At 68.2% G+C, this 15,270-nt stretch carries 16 protein-coding genes; 13 read left to right on the top strand and 3 right to left on the bottom strand.

The window, feature by feature from the left end; all coding sequences use genetic code 11:
- The gene (locus IPJ61_RS08280) at window positions 1-1,791 is read left to right on the top strand and encodes a PTS transporter subunit EIIC (protein WP_366505385.1); all 1,791 of its coding nucleotides are present in this window, start codon (window positions 1-3) and stop codon (window positions 1,789-1,791) included.
- Window positions 1,792-1,848: 57 nt separating this feature from the next.
- On the opposite strand, the gene IPJ61_RS08270 is transcribed toward IPJ61_RS08280, so the two are convergent.
- Both IPJ61_RS08270 and IPJ61_RS08265 read right to left on the bottom strand, forming a co-directional pair.
- The gene (locus IPJ61_RS08270; protein ID WP_297105313.1) at window positions 1,849-2,925 is read right to left on the bottom strand and encodes a GNAT family N-acetyltransferase; all 1,077 of its coding nucleotides are present in this window, start codon (window positions 2,923-2,925) and stop codon (window positions 1,849-1,851) included.
- A gap of 16 nt (window positions 2,926-2,941) precedes the next feature.
- Window positions 2,942-3,190 carry a hypothetical protein gene (locus tag IPJ61_RS08265; protein ID WP_297105310.1) on the bottom strand — a complete coding sequence of 83 codons (249 nt, stop codon included), beginning with the start codon at window positions 3,188-3,190 and terminating at the stop codon, window positions 2,942-2,944.
- Window positions 3,191-3,524: 334 nt separating this feature from the next.
- Between IPJ61_RS08265 and IPJ61_RS08260 the strand changes: the two genes are divergently transcribed.
- From IPJ61_RS08260 to IPJ61_RS08205, 12 genes are all read left to right on the top strand, one after another.
- Window positions 3,525-4,340 (top strand): alpha/beta fold hydrolase, encoded by an 816-nt coding sequence (locus tag IPJ61_RS08260; RefSeq protein WP_297105307.1) that lies wholly within the window; start codon window positions 3,525-3,527, stop codon window positions 4,338-4,340.
- Window positions 4,341-4,419: 79 nt separating this feature from the next.
- Window positions 4,420-5,034 (top strand): esterase/lipase family protein, encoded by a 615-nt coding sequence (locus tag IPJ61_RS08255; protein ID WP_297105304.1) that lies wholly within the window; start codon window positions 4,420-4,422, stop codon window positions 5,032-5,034.
- Window positions 5,035-5,239: 205 nt separating this feature from the next.
- A complete protein-coding gene (gene mgtE, locus IPJ61_RS08250; RefSeq protein WP_297105302.1) occupies window positions 5,240-6,598 on the top strand; it encodes a magnesium transporter in 1,359 nt (452 codons plus the stop codon).
- 182 nt (window positions 6,599-6,780) lie between these two features.
- Window positions 6,781-9,162 carry a nitric-oxide reductase large subunit gene (locus IPJ61_RS08245; protein WP_459251272.1) on the top strand — a complete coding sequence of 794 codons (2,382 nt, stop codon included), beginning with the start codon at window positions 6,781-6,783 and terminating at the stop codon, window positions 9,160-9,162.
- The gene (locus IPJ61_RS08240) at window positions 9,159-9,797 is read left to right on the top strand and encodes a hypothetical protein (protein WP_297105299.1); all 639 of its coding nucleotides are present in this window, start codon (window positions 9,159-9,161) and stop codon (window positions 9,795-9,797) included. Before IPJ61_RS08245 ends, IPJ61_RS08240 begins: the two co-directional genes overlap by 4 nt.
- On the top strand, window positions 9,790-10,653 hold the full coding sequence (locus IPJ61_RS08235) for an SPFH domain-containing protein (protein WP_297105297.1): 864 nt from the start codon (window positions 9,790-9,792) through the stop codon (window positions 10,651-10,653). Before IPJ61_RS08240 ends, IPJ61_RS08235 begins: the two co-directional genes overlap by 8 nt.
- A complete protein-coding gene (locus IPJ61_RS08230; RefSeq protein WP_297105294.1) occupies window positions 10,650-10,946 on the top strand; it encodes a hypothetical protein in 297 nt (98 codons plus the stop codon). The genes IPJ61_RS08235 and IPJ61_RS08230 overlap by 4 nt, the downstream gene beginning before the upstream one ends.
- Window positions 10,943-11,365, top strand: coding sequence for a hypothetical protein (locus IPJ61_RS08225; protein ID WP_297105292.1), 423 nt, complete (start codon window positions 10,943-10,945; stop codon window positions 11,363-11,365). The genes IPJ61_RS08230 and IPJ61_RS08225 overlap by 4 nt, the downstream gene beginning before the upstream one ends.
- A complete protein-coding gene (locus tag IPJ61_RS08220; RefSeq protein ID WP_297105289.1) occupies window positions 11,362-11,544 on the top strand; it encodes a hypothetical protein in 183 nt (60 codons plus the stop codon). Before IPJ61_RS08225 ends, IPJ61_RS08220 begins: the two co-directional genes overlap by 4 nt.
- 54 nt (window positions 11,545-11,598) lie before the next feature.
- Window positions 11,599-12,498: a siderophore-interacting protein gene (locus IPJ61_RS08215; RefSeq protein ID WP_297105286.1), complete on the top strand. Its 900-nt coding sequence runs from the start codon at window positions 11,599-11,601 to the stop codon at window positions 12,496-12,498.
- Between the two features lie 146 nt (window positions 12,499-12,644).
- Window positions 12,645-13,529 carry an HhH-GPD family protein gene (locus IPJ61_RS08210; protein WP_297105284.1) on the top strand — a complete coding sequence of 295 codons (885 nt, stop codon included), beginning with the start codon at window positions 12,645-12,647 and terminating at the stop codon, window positions 13,527-13,529.
- A gap of 155 nt (window positions 13,530-13,684) precedes the next feature.
- Window positions 13,685-14,218: a hypothetical protein gene (locus IPJ61_RS08205; RefSeq protein ID WP_297105281.1), complete on the top strand. Its 534-nt coding sequence runs from the start codon at window positions 13,685-13,687 to the stop codon at window positions 14,216-14,218.
- 14 nt (window positions 14,219-14,232) lie between these two features.
- Here IPJ61_RS08205 and IPJ61_RS08200 read toward each other — a convergent pair whose 3' ends face one another.
- On the bottom strand, window positions 14,233-15,270 hold the full coding sequence (locus tag IPJ61_RS08200; RefSeq protein ID WP_297105278.1) for a LacI family DNA-binding transcriptional regulator: 1,038 nt from the start codon (window positions 15,268-15,270) through the stop codon (window positions 14,233-14,235).

Genomic DNA, 15,270 nt, shown 5'->3' with positions numbered 1-15,270 from the left:
ATGAGTGCAGCAGAAGAGATCGTCGACGTCGTCGGCGGCGCCGACAACATCGTCAGCCTGACCCACTGCGCCACGCGCCTGCGCTTCCAGCTGGTAGACGCGTCGAACATCGACGTCGCGCAGGTGGAGTCCATCAAGGGCGTCATGGGCGCCGTCCCCCAGGCGGGGGAGCGGTTCCAGATCATCATGGGCGGCGCCGTCCAGACCTACTACGAGCAGATCAACGCCCTGCCCGTGATGCAGGGTAAGCGCCAGCCCACGGACGAGGAGATCAAGGCCGCCGCCCGCGCGGGCGGTGTGCGCGGCAAGTTCGCCTGGGTGGACTCGTTCTTCGAGTTCCTCTCCGACTCGTTCCGCCCTATCCTCGGCGCGCTGCTGGGCGCGTCGCTGTTCATCACGTTCATGGCGCTGATGTCGTCGCTCGGTATCATCGGCAACTGGGCGGACCCGCGAACCGAGCTGGCTCCCGGCTGGCAGTTCGTCAACCTGATGTGGCAGTCGGTGTTCGTGTTCCTGCCGCTGATGGTGGCCTACAACGCGGCCAAGAAGGTGGGGGCCGACCCCTGGGTGGGCTTCGCCATCATGGCGTTGGTGATGCTGCCCGGCTATACCGCGCTGCACAGCCACCCAGACGTCTACGTGCGCATCGTCGCCGGCAGCGAGATGAACATGCTCGACATCTTCGGGGTCCCGCTCACGTTGTTCACCTACAACTCGCAGGTGTTCCCGCCGCTCTTGATGGCGGGCGTGCTCGGCCCGCTGTACAAGCTGCTGAAGAAGATCATCCCCGAGAACCTGCAGCTGATCTTCGTGCCCTTCCTCGCGATGCTGATCATGCTGCCGCTGACCGCCTTCCTGATCGGCCCCATCGGCGTGTACGTGGGCGCGTGGCTGGGCGGCGTGCTCGGCGCGATCAACGGCTTCAGCCCGCTGATCTTCGCGCTCATCATCCCGATGATCTACCCGTTCATGGTGCCGCTCGGCCTGCACTGGCCGCTGAACGCCGTCATGCTGGCCAACATCTCCACCCTGGGCTACGACTTCATCCAGGGCCCGATGGGTGCGTGGAACTTCGCCTGCTTCGGCGCCACCGCCGGTGTGCTGGTGCTCGCCATGCGCGACAAGGAGGTCCAGATGCGGCAGACAGCGACGGGCGCGCTGGCCGCCGGCCTGCTGGGCGGCATCTCCGAGCCGTCGCTCTATGGCATCCATCTGCGGTACAAGAAGATCTACCCGCGCATGCTGGTGGGCTGTGTCGTCGGCGGCCTGACGATCGGCATCGGCGGCATGCTGGCCGGCGGCGGCGTCACCACGAACGCGTTCGTGTTCACCTCGCTGCTGACCATTCCGGCGTTCTCGAACATCCCGCTGTACGCCATCACGGTGGCGGCGGCGTTCTTCAGCGCCATGGCGATGGTCGTCATCTTCGACTACCGCACGCCGGAGCAGAAGGCCGCCGCGCGTCGCGCGGGCGCCGGTCTTGAGGACGCGCCCGTCGTCGAGACCAAGGTCATCGTCGTCGGCGACATCGAGACCAACCAGGCGAAGCAGTGGGTGGCTGCGCTCGGCGGCGAGGCGAACATCGTCTCGGTCGCGCCGATCGCCGAGACCCGCGTCCGGGTGGAGGTCAAGAACTCCTCCGCGGTCGACGCCGAAGCCCTGCGCCGCGCAGGGTTGGCGGGTGCCGTCGAGGTGTCGCCAGGGGTGTGGCACCTGGTTGCCGGCCTTGAGGCGGAGCAGTACGCCGAGGGCATGCGCCGAAGGCTCGCCTCCGTCGCCACGGCGGTCTGACGCCCACGCAATACGCCCGCCCCGCAGTCGCGGGGCGGGCGTTTCGCGTGTGATCGGTCAGAGGGTGATGGTCTTCTTCCAGGCGCCGATGTAGGCCAGCGGCGCAAACCCCATGGCCTCGTTGACGTCCAGCATGTACCGGTTCTCCTCCGCGTTGTAGGTGATCACCTTGCCGGAGTCGGGCGCGATCTCCCGCCACGCGAGCAGGTTGGCGCACTTCAGCCACTGGCCGAGGCGGTTGCCGCGGTGCTCGCTCAGCACGAGAGTGTCGACCTGGCTCGTGACCAGGGTCTTGTCCTCGCCGATGGCCAGCTCGGTGAACCCGGCCAACTGGCCGGTGGCGTCGTGCCGGGCCGCGGTGACGAGCACCGTCTGGCCGCCGTCGAGCATCCTCTGATCGTGGCGTTCGACGCGCGCGGCGTCCCACGCCTCCGCGTCGTACTCCATCTCGCCGGAGGGGGCGTCGGTCGACATCCGGCTCTTCATCCGGGCGTAGTCGTCGACGTACTCGTGCGGCGTGGGCAGCATCCAGCGGACCAGCGAATAGCCGTCGGGCCGTGCCTCGTCGAGCAACTGCTCGACGAGCGCGAGCGATCCGTTCAACTCGAGGCCGCTCTTGCGCTCGATCTGCCCCAGTTCGTAGCCGTGCCGGACATAGAAGCGCGCCACGTGGTCCATGGGCACCGTGCCGAAGCCCGTAGGGGCGGCGACGCGGTCCTGGTCCTGGTCGTCTGACTCGGCGTGCTGGGCCCACGACTGAAGGAGCGTGCGGCCGTGACCCCGCGCCGTCTGCTCGACCAGCGGAAGGGCCGACGTGCCGATGCCACGACCCCAGTAGGCGCGCAGCAGTTCGACCTGCCAATAGGCAGAGCGAGAGCCCTCCTCGAGCGGGATGTCCACGCCGACGCGTCCGATGACCTCGCCGTCGGCGAGGACCAGCCAGCCGTGGTGGATCTCGTCCGGGCTCGGCTGCCAGTACGGAAGCAGCTCAGCCGCGGTCATGTCCTCGTCGCCGTTGCCGTTGATCTCGCGGTAGATGACGTTGCGGATGTCAGCCATCGCGACGAAATCGGCGGCATCCGCGCCGTCGAGGTTCGTCGGTACGACGAGGGTACGGAACTCGATGTCGTTCATATCTTTCTTCTCTCTTTTAGTTCAGGGGAAGGCGCAGGTGGCGGAGCTCCCAGGAGAGCTCCCGCTGTGCGCGTTCGTTGTCGTTGTGGATGTTGTGGGCGTCCTCGCCGTATGTCGAGGCTGGGCGAGTGCTCCAGATGAGCACGCGCAGCGCGACGTGCATCGCGACTCGGGTGAAGAGCGACGTACGCGGAACGCGATCGGACAAGGGCGGCAGCGGGGCGTCGGTGATGACCGGATCCAGCTGCACGGTGATGGCAGGCATGATGTGGCTTTCGCTGAAGATGAGGTGTCATATGCCGACGGTGGGCCGGCGGAAGAGTCGAGCGACTCGTGAAGAGGTCACAGTTGTGCCCTGGAAAAGGGCAGAGTTATCCCGTTATCGGGTCAGCTGACCGGTGTCAGGACAGGGAACGCACCGAAGGAGACGAACCCGCGACGCACGACAATCGCGTCTGTGCGAACCAAAATGGTCATCATCATTGCGGGCCTCCTTTCTCGACTTCGAGTTCCAGGGGCGACGTTAGTCGCGGAACGGGCCAGGAGTCAAGGGAAGAGGACGACCCCAGTGGTGCGACACGCGGCACTAGGCTGAGGGCATGTCTTCACGGCGCCACTCGTCCCGGGTCGAGGAGCGCTACCGCAAGCGGTTCATCGGCGACGTCGAGTACCACACCAGCCGCTCCGGGTACGGCGATGCCTCTCTCGTCGCCTACCGGTTCCCCTGTCAGGTGCCCGAGAAGGACGGTCCCGACTTCGTGCTCGTGCACGGCATCGGGGTTTCGGCCCGCATGTACGGCCCGACGGCGGTCGAGCTCGCCCAGCGCGGCGACGTGCATCTCATCGATATGGCGGGCTACGGGCGCTCGCCGCGGCCAAGCCGCGACCTGACGATCGCCGACCACGCGGAGCTGATCGCCCGGTACCTGGAGGAGCACGAACTGGAGCGGCCGGTCGTCGTCGGGCACTCGATGGGGGCGCAGGTCGTCGCGGAACTGGCCGCCGGGTTCCCGGACCAGGTGGACCATATCGCGCTGATCGCACCGGTCATCGCCCCGACGGCGCGGACGCTGGCGAAGGTGGGGCCGCTGCTGCTCGCCAACGGCCTCAAGGAGCCGGGGCTCGTCACGTTCCTGGCCGTCTACGACTATTTCTTCCGCGCGGGCATCCCGTACATGATCCAGCAGACGCCCCATCTGCTGGCCACGGATCTCGACGACATCGCCGCTCGCGTCGCGGCGAAGACCCTTGTGATCTGCGGTCTTGACGATCCCATCGTGCCCCTGGAGTGGGGCAAGGAGCTGGCGGACGCCTTCCGGCACGGCTGGTACGCCAGCGTCCCAGGCCCGCACGCCACCATGTTCGCGGCCCCGCGCACCATCGCTGCGCTGATCGACGAGCATGCCCACCGGTAGCCGTCGCCCGGGCTCGCGGAGACGGCGCGTCTTCTCGGCGATCACACGAGGGCGGGCCTGGGCTGCCGACTATTGGTGGGTGAGCCGCGCGCTGGCCGGCGGACTCGTCCGCCGCGACGTGCCAGAGGCGTACACGAAAGGCGAAGGCGCGCCCGTCGTCCTCATCCCGGGCGTGCTCGAGGAGTGGACGATGATGCGCTCCATCGCCGACGCGTTGAGCGCGGCCGGGCACCCGGTCCACACGTTGCCCGATCTGAGGCGCAACACAGCGACGGTGGCGGATGCAGCGGCGCTCGTCGGCACCTACCTGTCCGCGAAGGACCTCACCGGGGTGCTGCTCGTCGCGCACAGCAAGGGCGGGCTCATCGCGAAGTGCCTGCTGCTGGGGGAGGAGGGGCATCGCGTCCGGGGCGTCGTCACCGTCGCGACGCCCTTCGGGGGCTCTGTTCTCGCGCGGCTGGTGCCGCACCCCGTCGTCCGGTCGCTGGCGCCCGACGACGCGACCATCGTCGAGCTGGCGGCCCGCTCCGAGGTGAACCACCTCATCACATCGATCTGTCCCGCCTTCGACCCGCACATCCCCAGCGGCTCCCGCCTGGAGGGGGCGACCAACGTCCCCGTCGCCGCCATGGGCCACTTTCGCGTGCTCGCCGATCGGGACGTGATCGACGCCGTCGTCGCGGCCTGCGCCTGAGCGGGCTAAGCTATCCGGTGGCCAAGGCCGACAAGACCGCACCCGAAGAGGTGCCCGACGGTGAGTGAGGTGAGTCCGATGAGTAGCGACAGTTGCGACAAGAGTCACCATCCGGAAACCGCACCCGCGCGCCGTCCCGTCCTGTCCTCCTGAGTCCACGTCGGGGGCGTCGTGCGCGCGTGCCCTTGACGAAACGAGCAGCGCCATGACCACTCAGCGCATCGAGGAACTGACCGACATCACCGACCGCATCGTCGGCCACATCAACCACGGCGACCTCGCCGGTCTCGCCGACACGATCGCCCCCTTTTCGACGCCGGAGCTTGTCGACATCTGCGAACGGCTCAGCGGACGTCACCGTGCGGTGATGTACCGCCTCCTGCCGAAGCAGCGCGCGCTGGAGGTCTTCGAGGCGCTCGATCCCGCGCTGCAGAGCGACCTTGTGCGCGGCCTCCAGGACGCGGAGGTCGCGGAGCTCTTCGCGGCGATGGACCCTGACGACCGCGTGTGGCTGCTCGACGAGCTGCCGGCGTCGGTGGCGCCGCGGCTGCTCCGCGGCCTGCCCGCCCGCGAGCGGCAGCTGACCGCCAACGTGCTCGGCTACCCGCACGGCTCCATCGGTCGCAGGATGAGCCCGGAGTACGTCAGCACCCACCCGAACCTGACGGTCGCGGCGACCCTCGCGCGCGTCCGTCTGCGCCTCGACGACGCCGAGACCGTCTACACGCTGCCGGTGCTCGACGGCGAGCGCCGAGTCGTCGGCGTCGTCAGCCTGCGCGACCTGCTCGGTGCCGACGAGACGACCCTCGTCGGCGACATCATGCGCGCGGCTCCCGTCGCCACCGCGGACACGGAGGAGGAGGTCGCGGCCCGGCGCTGCGCGGAGCAGGGCCTGCTGGCGCTGGCCGTCGTCGACAGCGAGTCGCGGCTGGTCGGCATCCTCACCATCGACGACGCGGTGCGCATCCTCGAACAGGAGGAGAGCGAGGACGCCGCGCGTCAGGGCGGCACCGAGCCGCTGCGCCGGCCGTACCTCTCCACGCCGATCCGCACCCTCGTGCAGTCGCGGGTGGTCTGGCTGCTGGTGCTCGCCGTCGGCGCGACGCTCACCGTTCAGGTGCTGTCGGTCTTCGAGGACACGCTGGCCCAGGTGACCGTGCTGGCGCTCTTCGTGCCGCTACTGATCGGCACGGGAGGCAACACCGGAAATCAGGCGGCGACGACCGTGACCCGCGCCCTCGCGCTGAACGACGTGACGCCCCGCGACCTGGCCAAGGTGCTGTCGCGGGAGCTGCGCGTCGGCTTCTCGCTCGGCGTCCTGCTCGGCACCATCGGGTTCGCGCTGTCTGCGCTGTTCTACGACGTGCGCATCGGGCTGGTGATCGGCCTCACCCTGCTCGCGGTCTGTACGGTCGCTGCGACGATCGGCGGGATCATGCCGCTGCTCGCGCGCGCCATCCGCGTCGACCCCGCGGTGTTCTCGAACCCCTTCATCACGACCTTCGTCGACGCCACGGGCCTGGTGATCTACTTCCTGATCGCGCGTGCGGTCCTCCAGATCTGAGTTGGTGCGGGCGGAGCGTCGACGGGGGCCGCCCGCGTCGATGACCCCATCGTCGACGAGTTTTTCCAAGAAGTTGCTGCAATACCCGTCGTCTGCCCGTAGTGTCTATGGTCAACACACAAGCATCGCGGCTTGCTACGGGCCGTCGTCCCTCCGGTGCGGAAGGTGGATCTGGCGTGAGTATCACCGACAAGGGCCTCCAGCAGCCCTCCAAGGCAGAGATCACGATCTCGAAGGCATGGGTCCAGGGCGTCGCCCTTGTGCTGATCTTCGGGTTCTTCGTCATGGGAGTCCTGGCGTTCCGTACCTATACCGCCGCCATGCCGCAGCCGCAACGGGTGGTGAGTCAGACGGGTGAGGTGGTGTTCACCGGTGACGACATCACGGCCGGGCAGGAGACCTTCCTGCGACGCGGGCTCCAGCAGTACGGCTCCATCGTCGGTCACGGCGCCTACCTCGGGCCCGACTTCACCGCCGAGTATCTGCGCATGTCGAGCGAGCACGTGCTCGCGGCGCTGCAGGAGCAGGGTGTGGCAGATTCGGCTGACGCCGTCGTCGAGATGATGCGCGCCAACCGCTACGACGAAACGACCGGCACTCTGGTGTTCACCCAGGAGCAGATCGACGCGTTCGCGGCGGCGCGCGACTACTACGCGGAGTTCTTCGGTGTCCCCACCACTGAACACGGACTCCTGCCGTCGGTGATCGACGACCCACAGGAGATCCACGAGCTCACCAGCTTCTTCGCCTGGACGGCCTGGGCGGCGGCGGCGGAGCGCCCGGACCACGACTACTCGTACACGAACAACTGGCCGGCGGAGCCGCGGGTCGACAATCGGCCGACGGCCGACATCCTGGTCTGGTCGGCCATGTCCTTGATTGCGCTGCTCGGCGGCTTGGGCGCACTCTTCGCGCTCTACGGCAGGTGGAGCAAGACGATCGGCTGGCACGGCAGCGAAGCCCCAACGCTCGCCTTCCTCCAGCCCGGGACGGTCGGGATCACCAAGACGCAGCGAGCAACGGCGTGGTTCTTCCTCGTTGTCGCCCTGCTGTTCCTGATCCAGGCCACCCTCGGGGCGGCGATCGAGCACTACCGCGCCGACCTGTCCAGCTTCTTCGGACTAGACCTCGCGCGGCTCCTGCCGTACAACCTCGCCCGGACCTGGCACGTCCAGCTCTCCCTGTTCTGGACGGCCGCGGCATTCCTGGCCGCCGCCATCTTCCTCGCCCCGATCATCTCCGGCCGCGAACCGCGCAGGCAGCACGTGCTGGCCTACGGCCTGCTCGGGGCGCTGGCCATCGTCGTCGGCGGGACCCTGGCGGGCACCGCGATCAGCACCTTCGGCCCGGAATGGGCAAAGGGCTCCATCTTCTTCGACCAGCAGTGGGAGTACCTCGACCTGCCGCGCTTCTGGCAGATTCTTCTTGTCGTCGGGCTGTTCCTCTGGATCCTGATGATCTACCGCGCGATCCGGTCGCGGCTGCGCACCGAATCCAAGTTCAACATGCCGTGGCTGTTCCTGTACGCGGGCCTGGCGATCCCGGCGTTCTACGCCGTCGGCCTGCTCGCCACGAACGGCACCCATCTCACCGTGGCCGAGTTCTGGCGATTCTGGGTCGTCCACCTGTGGGTGGAGGATTTCCTGGAGCTGTTCACCACGGTGATGGTCGCCTACATCTTCGTCATGCTCGGCGTGGTGCGGCGCAAGATCGCGATCCAGATCATCTTCCTCGACGTGATCCTCTACTCGATCGGTGGCGTCATCGGCACGATGCACCACCTGTACTTCTCCGGGACGCCGGTCGAGCACATGGCCCTCGGCGCGTTCTTCTCGGCGCTTGAGGTCATCCCCCTGACCTTCCTCACGGTGGAGGCATGGACGTTCCTGCAGCTCGGATCCCGGCAGGAGTCCCGCAGCAACGCGCCCTTCCCGCACCGGTGGGCGGTGATGTTCCTGGTCGCGGTCGGCTTCTGGAACTTCGTCGGCGCGGGCGTCTTCGGCTTCCTGATCAACCTGCCGATCGTCTCGTACTACCAGATCGGGACGGCGCTCACCGCCAACCATGCGCACGGCGCCATGATGGGCGTCTACGGGATGCTCGCCGTCGGTCTGGCCCTGTTCGCGCTGCGCTACATCATCCCGCCGGAACGCTGGTCGGACCGCCTGGCCAAGTTCTCGTTCTGGGCGCTGAACCTCGGCCTGGCGTGGATGGTGTTCGCGACGCTGCTGCCACTCGGCGTCCTGCAGTTGTGGTATTCGGTGAGCGAGGGCTACTACGAGGCCCGCACCCTCGGCTACATCGCCCAGCCCGGGAACGCCGTTCTGGAGTGGATGCGACTCCCTGGTGACGTGGTCTTCCTCGTCGGCGTCCTGCCGTTCCTGTGGCTGGCCTGGCTCGGCGTCCGGTATGGAATCAAGCCAACCGTCACGCGGATGGAGCCCGAGACCTTGTTCGTCGAGGAACATCGGCAGGCCCGCGAGGACCGCACCGGCGACGGCCGGCCATCCAGCCGCTACGCGTCCGATCGCCGGAGTGACGCGGAGGAGGAACCCGCGCCATGACCGGCATCGAGGTGGCTGCGTGGCTGGCTGCCGGCTACGGCGTCGTGCTCGTCCTCATCGCCTACGGAATCGACCTCTTCGCCCGACGCGCCCACACCAGGCTTGAGGACACTCGGACGCCTGGGTTCAGGTACCACGAAGACCACGACGCCTGGTTGTGCCCCGAGGACCAGTGGCTGTGGCCGCGGTCCTTCGACCCGGAGAACCGGGTCATGCGCTATCGGGGCAGCCCGAGCGTGTGCAACTCCTGCCCGGTCAAGGACACCTGCACCACCTCCAACGACGGACGCGAGCTGCGTCGCGGAGTGGACACGTGGCCGGCGTCGGAATCGGCGCGGTTCCACCGCGGCATCGCCTGCATGGTGACGGTGTTGGCCGTTCTCTGGCCGCTGGTCACCGCCTTCACCGTCGACCAGTGGAGCAGCCAGCTGCTGCTTCTCGTCGTTGCCCTGGTGATCGGGTTGGCCTCCCTGCCCTTGTGGGCTCACCTGCGACACACCCCGGCCGACCCCCACGGGGTGCTGGTGAAGTCGCTGGAGGAGAACGTCGAGGAGAGGACGGTCGCCGCGGCTGCCCTCGTGCGGCGCCGCACGACCTACGCCTCCGATAGAAGGGAACCCGAACAGCATGCCTAGTCAGCTCCTCGCGGTCATCGTGATCGGGGTGGTCCTCGTCATCTTGGCGGTCGCCTCCGTGCGTGTGGTGCGCGAGTACGAGCGGGCGGTCGCGTTCCGCCTGGGCCGGCTGCGCGGGGCGCTCGGGCCGGGCGTCGTGTTCGTGCTGCCGTTCTTGGAGAGGATCGTACGGGTGGACCTGCGGATCGTGACGCTCACGATTCCCCCGCAGGAGGTGATCACGCGCGACAACGTGACGGCCCGGGTCAACGCCGTTGTGATGTTCAAGGTCGCCGATCCGGTGCAATCGGTCATGGCCGTTGAGAACCACGCGGTTGCGACGTCGCAGTTCGCCCAGACCACGCTCCGTTCCGTCGTGGGACGCGCCGACCTCGACACCCTGCTGGCCCATCGCACCGAGCTCAACGAGGATCTCGCCCAGTCGATTGCTCGGCAGACCGAGTCCTGGGGTGTCGAGGTCTCCGTCGTAGAGATCAAGGACGTCGAGATCCCCGAGATGATGCAGCGAGCCATGGCCCGTGAGGCCGAGGCTGAACGTGAGCGCCGGGCCAAGGTGATCAGCGCCCACGGCGAGCTGCAGGCGTCCAAGGAGCTGCGGGACGCCGCGCTCACGCTCAGCGAAGCACCCGCGTCGCTGCAGCTTCGCTACCTGCAGACCCTGCTGGAACTCGGGGCCGACCAGAACTCCACCGTCGTCTTCCCGCTGCCGATGGACATCGTCGGCCCGTTGGTGAAGGCCGTGGAGAACTTCAGTTCCGGCCCCGCCGTCGCGGAGAGTAGGAACTCGTTCGAGGCCACGTCCGAGCGACCTGGCTTGACGATGGTCGACGATCGCATGGAAGGTGGAACCCGATGACTGAAGACACAGCTCTGTCCGCTCCGCCCGGACGACCCGTCCGGCTGATTCCGGCGCCGCCGGGTTTCTGGATGACCCTGCTCGGCGTGGCGACCGCAGCGATCGCGCCCCTGTTCGGCTTCCTCATCGGCTCGATGATGGGAGCCCCCACCGGCGAGACGGTGCTGAGCCCGATGTACTGGGGCCTGTTCATCGGCATCGTCATCGGTGGCGTGGGCGTTCTGGCAGCGGTGGCGGGCGGTTACCGTCTCTGGAGGCACCTGCATGGAAAAGCGGGCGGTTCGTCGTCATGAGTCTTCCGGCCGACGCGTCCGTCGCCGAGCCTCTCGCGCCCTCGATGTACCGGTCGGATGGCCCTGCGGACCGGTTCATGCGACGGCTGCTCCGGGTCGGGGAGCTGGATCGACGCTCCGGCGCGGGTGCGCATCGGGCCTTCCGTATCTCGGTGGTCGTCTCTGGCGTGCGGTGCCTGATCACCTACCTGGCCATCCCTCTGCTGGTGCCCATTGCGAGTCTCGCCGGATGGCTCGCAACGCCGATCAGCATGGCGCTGTGCGTGCTGGCATTCGTCAACGGTATCGTCAGCGCCCGGCGATTCTGGAAGTCCGACCATCGCCACCGTTGGCTGTACACCGCGTTCATCACCGTCGTCTTCATCATCCTCGCTATTGCGCTCGCTACTGATCTGCAGCGGCTGGAGGTGATCACATGAGCATGGACACGCAGCCCAGCACCGACATGGAGGAGCCCCCGGCCGACCTCGCCTCGGCCCAGCAGACCGACCTCGATGATCCAGAACCTCGAGAGCTTGAAAGCGCCCTGCTGAGCTTGGCCCTCTTCGGCGGCCTCATTCTCTTCGGCATCGGTTGCATGGTCTTCGGGTGGAACTGATGAGCCGTCCGTCGGGGTAAGGTCCGTCATTGTGTGGAAAGAACCTGCAATCCCATGACCAAGGCGGGCGTGAACCTCGTCCACCGCGTCGAGGTCGCGGAGGTCCATCGGCTCACGCCCGGAATGGTGCGCGTCGTCTTCGCCGGCGAGGGACTCGACGGCTTCCGCTCCACGGGTGTGGGGGACGAGTACCTGCGCCTCTTCCTCCCCGCTGAGGGGCACGTCGAACCCACCCTCCCCGAGCCCACGGAAGACGGATACTGGCGCTTTCTCGACGGCGTCGAGCCCGCGGTCGTGCGCACCTACACGGTGCGCGCGTGGGATGAGAAGGCCCGCCGTGTGACGATCGACTTCGTGGTGCACGACGGCGGCGTCGCGGCACGCTGGGCCTTGGGCGCGAGGCCGGGTCACGTCGTCGGCATGAACACCCCGCGGGGCCTGTACGCGCCGGGAGCCGCTATCGAGTGGCAGCTCCTCGTCGCCGACGCCGCCGGTCTGCCAGCCGCGCTCCGCCTCGCGGGACAGACCCCGCCCGGCGTCCGTACCCGCGTGGTGATCGAGGTCCCTGGCCCCGATCACGAGCATCCCGTCGCGCTGGCCGAGGGCGTCGAACTCGTGTGGGTGCATGGCGGCAACGGTCACGGGCCCAGCAGGCTGGAGGACATCGTCAGGGCGACGAAGTTCCCACCCGGCCCGGGGTACGTGTGGGTGGCCGGGTCCGCGAAGGTCACTCGGGCCGTGCGCAGGTATCTGCGCCACGAACTTCGCTGGCCGTCGAGCGCCTACAAGGTGGTCGGCTACTGGACCGAGGACCTCGAGCGGTGGCTGGAGCGCTACGACGCCCTCGACGACGACGTACGCGCCCGGTTGAGGGACATGTGGGCCGACAGCGAGCGCGACGTCGAAGAGGTCACTGACGAGTACGAGGCGACCCTTGAGGCCCTGGGCCTCTGAGAGCCGGTTTGGCGGCCCGCGAGGCTAAGCCGCTCGGATTTTGGTAATCGTGAGCTTCGGGTTTTGGTAAGTTGAACCCCGCAGCTTCATGGTCTCGGTTCTCTTGGCGTCCGAACGCCATCGGCGCGTCGGGCTAGGGTCGTCCCATGACTTACCGAGTCGGGCAGGCCGTCGCTCAACGCCTCGTCGACTGGTACGGAACCCATGCCCGGGATCTGCCTTGGCGGCATCCCGAGTTCGGCGCCTGGGGTGTACTCGTAAGTGAGTTCATGCTGCAGCAGACGCCCGTGAACCGCGTGATCCCGATGCTGGAGGCCTGGCTGGAGCGCTGGCCGACACCCGCCGCGCTCGCCGCGGCGTCACCCGCCGAGGCGGTGCATCAGTGGGCCAACCTCGGCTACCCGCGCCGCGCGCTCTGGCTTCGCGAGGCGGCCATGGAGATCAGGGACCGGCACGGCGGCGTCGTCCCGCACGACGTCGATGACCTCTTGGCGCTCAAGGGGATCGGTGACTACACGGCGCGGGCGGTCGCGGTCTTCGCGTACGGTGAGCGGCGTCCCGTCGTCGACACGAACACCCGACGGGTCCTGGCGCGGGCCCTCGACGGGCGCTCGCAGCCGGGTCCACCCTCCCGGCGCGACCTCGCGACCATGTCGCGTCTCCTGCCGGACGAGGCCGGCGCCGCGGCGGTGGTCAACGCCGCAGCGATGGAGCTCGGCGCGACCGTGTGCCTGTCGCGGGAACCGCGCTGCGGCCGGTGCCCCGTCGTGGACCTGTGTGCCTGGTACGCCGCCGGGCGGCCGGACACCGGCGACGGGCGGCGGAAGCAAGCCGCATACGTTGGAAGCGACCGGCAGGCGCGCGGTGCCGTCCTCCGGGCCCTGCGGCACGCGGCGAGCCATTGTTTACCCACCGACGCCGTGTGCGCGGGTTGGCCGGACCCCGACCAGCGCGACCGGGCGATCGCCTCGCTCACGGCGGACGGCCTGGTCGAAGAGGTTGACGGTCTGCTGCGCCTGCCAGCCGCGTAGCAACGGTGCCATGTCGGCCACCCCTCGTGGTACCGAAATACCCGTGAGATCAACTTTCGGCGAATGATCCGCGCCCTTAAGCAGGGTGCCCGCGGCGCCCCCCGGAACAGGCGGCATACGCGCGCCGACCCCTCGTGGGACGCGACAATGGGCGCATGAGTGGTGTACCTGCGAAGGCACGGGATCTAGAGTCGCCCGTCTGGGCGATGCTGGCGTCGGAGTCAGCGGTGTACGGGGTCGTGCTCGTCTCCGGCCTGCTCGTCATCGTGGCCAACAAATCGGAGGCCGAACCCGGCGCGGTGCTCCTGAAGGTCCTGGGAACCGCGCTGGTCTTCTGGCTCGCCCATGTCTACGCGGGCGCGCTCTCCCACCTTGCGGACGAGAGGGAACCGGACGCCTCGGCCGCGGAGCGGCTCGCCCATGCTGTCGGGCACTCGCTGGGGCACCTCTGGGGGATGCTCGTTGCTCCCCTCGTGCCCGCCGTCATCCTTGGCGCCGGCGCCGTGGGATGGATCTCGCCTGAGCGGGCGATCTGGGGGACGCTCTGGGGCAACGTGGTGCTGCTGGCGGTACTCGGGTACCGAGGCGTCTCCCGCTGGTCCGGACGAACCTGGCTCCGTCTGGCCGGCGCGCTCGTCACCGCTGGGCTGGGCCTGATCCTCGTGCTGCTGAAGGCGCTGATCCACTAAGAGGGACGTGCGGCTCAGGGGGTGACCGCGCGGACGGAGTCGCGCGCGACCACCGGGCAGTCGAGCCGCATCGTGGCGCCTGCCGCCAGCTTCTCGTGCCCGAGCAGCACGCGGACTCCGGCGGCGCCGAGCTCGTAATGCGGTAGCTGGACGGTGCTCAGTGGAGGGCGGAGGTGCGCGGAGATCACCTCCTGGTTATCGAAACCGACCACGGCGAGGTCCCCGGGAATCTTCAGGCCGCGCACGCGCACCGCGTCGTACAGGCCCATGGCGACGCGGTCGTTGTGACAGAACACGGCAGAGGCGCCGGACTCGCGGATCCTGTCGTACGCGTCGTAGCCGCCCTCCTGGTCAGAGACGGCGTCGATGACCAGCGTCGGGTCGAAGGGCACGTCGTACGCCTCGAGCGCCTGTCGGTAGCCCTGGAGGCGGCCGACGCGGGCGGGGGACTCCGTCACGGTGTTCACCATCGCAATCCGGCGATGCCCTTGGGCCAGCAGCATCTCGGTGGCCGCCCGCCCGCCCTGCACCTCGTCGGGTACGACGGAGCGCACCGTATCGTCGTCGGAGTAACAGTTGACGAGGACGGTATCGGCAATGGGCAGGCCGCTCGGCACCGTGACCCGACGGTGGAACCAGGTCGAGTACAAGATGCCGCGCACCCGATGATCCAGCATCATCTCGATGGCCTCGGTCTCGACTGCGGTGTCGGAGTCCGTGTTGGCGACCAATAGGACGAAGCCGTGCCGCCAGGCCTCGTCCTGGGCGCCGCTGATGATCTGTCCCGCGAACGGGGTGGTGGCGATGGCGTCGGCGACCAGCCCTATGAACTGCGAGCTGCCCTTGACGAGGTGTTTCGCCAAGGCGTTCGAGCGGTAGCCGAGCTCGTCGATGGTGGCCTGCACCCGCTGCCGGGTCTTGTCTGACATGCGCACGTCGGTGCGCCCGTTGGCGACGTGCGACGCCGTGGCCACCGAGACGCCTGCGGCCTTCGCGACGTCGTGGAGCGTGACGGCCGGACGGCGTCCACCGGTCGCTCCTGCCACGTTCAT

Source organism: Tessaracoccus sp. (genome assembly GCF_016714275.1).
Taxonomy (GTDB): domain Bacteria; phylum Actinomycetota; class Actinomycetes; order Propionibacteriales; family Propionibacteriaceae; genus Arachnia.
This window is presented reverse-complemented; position numbering and strand designations above follow the sequence as displayed.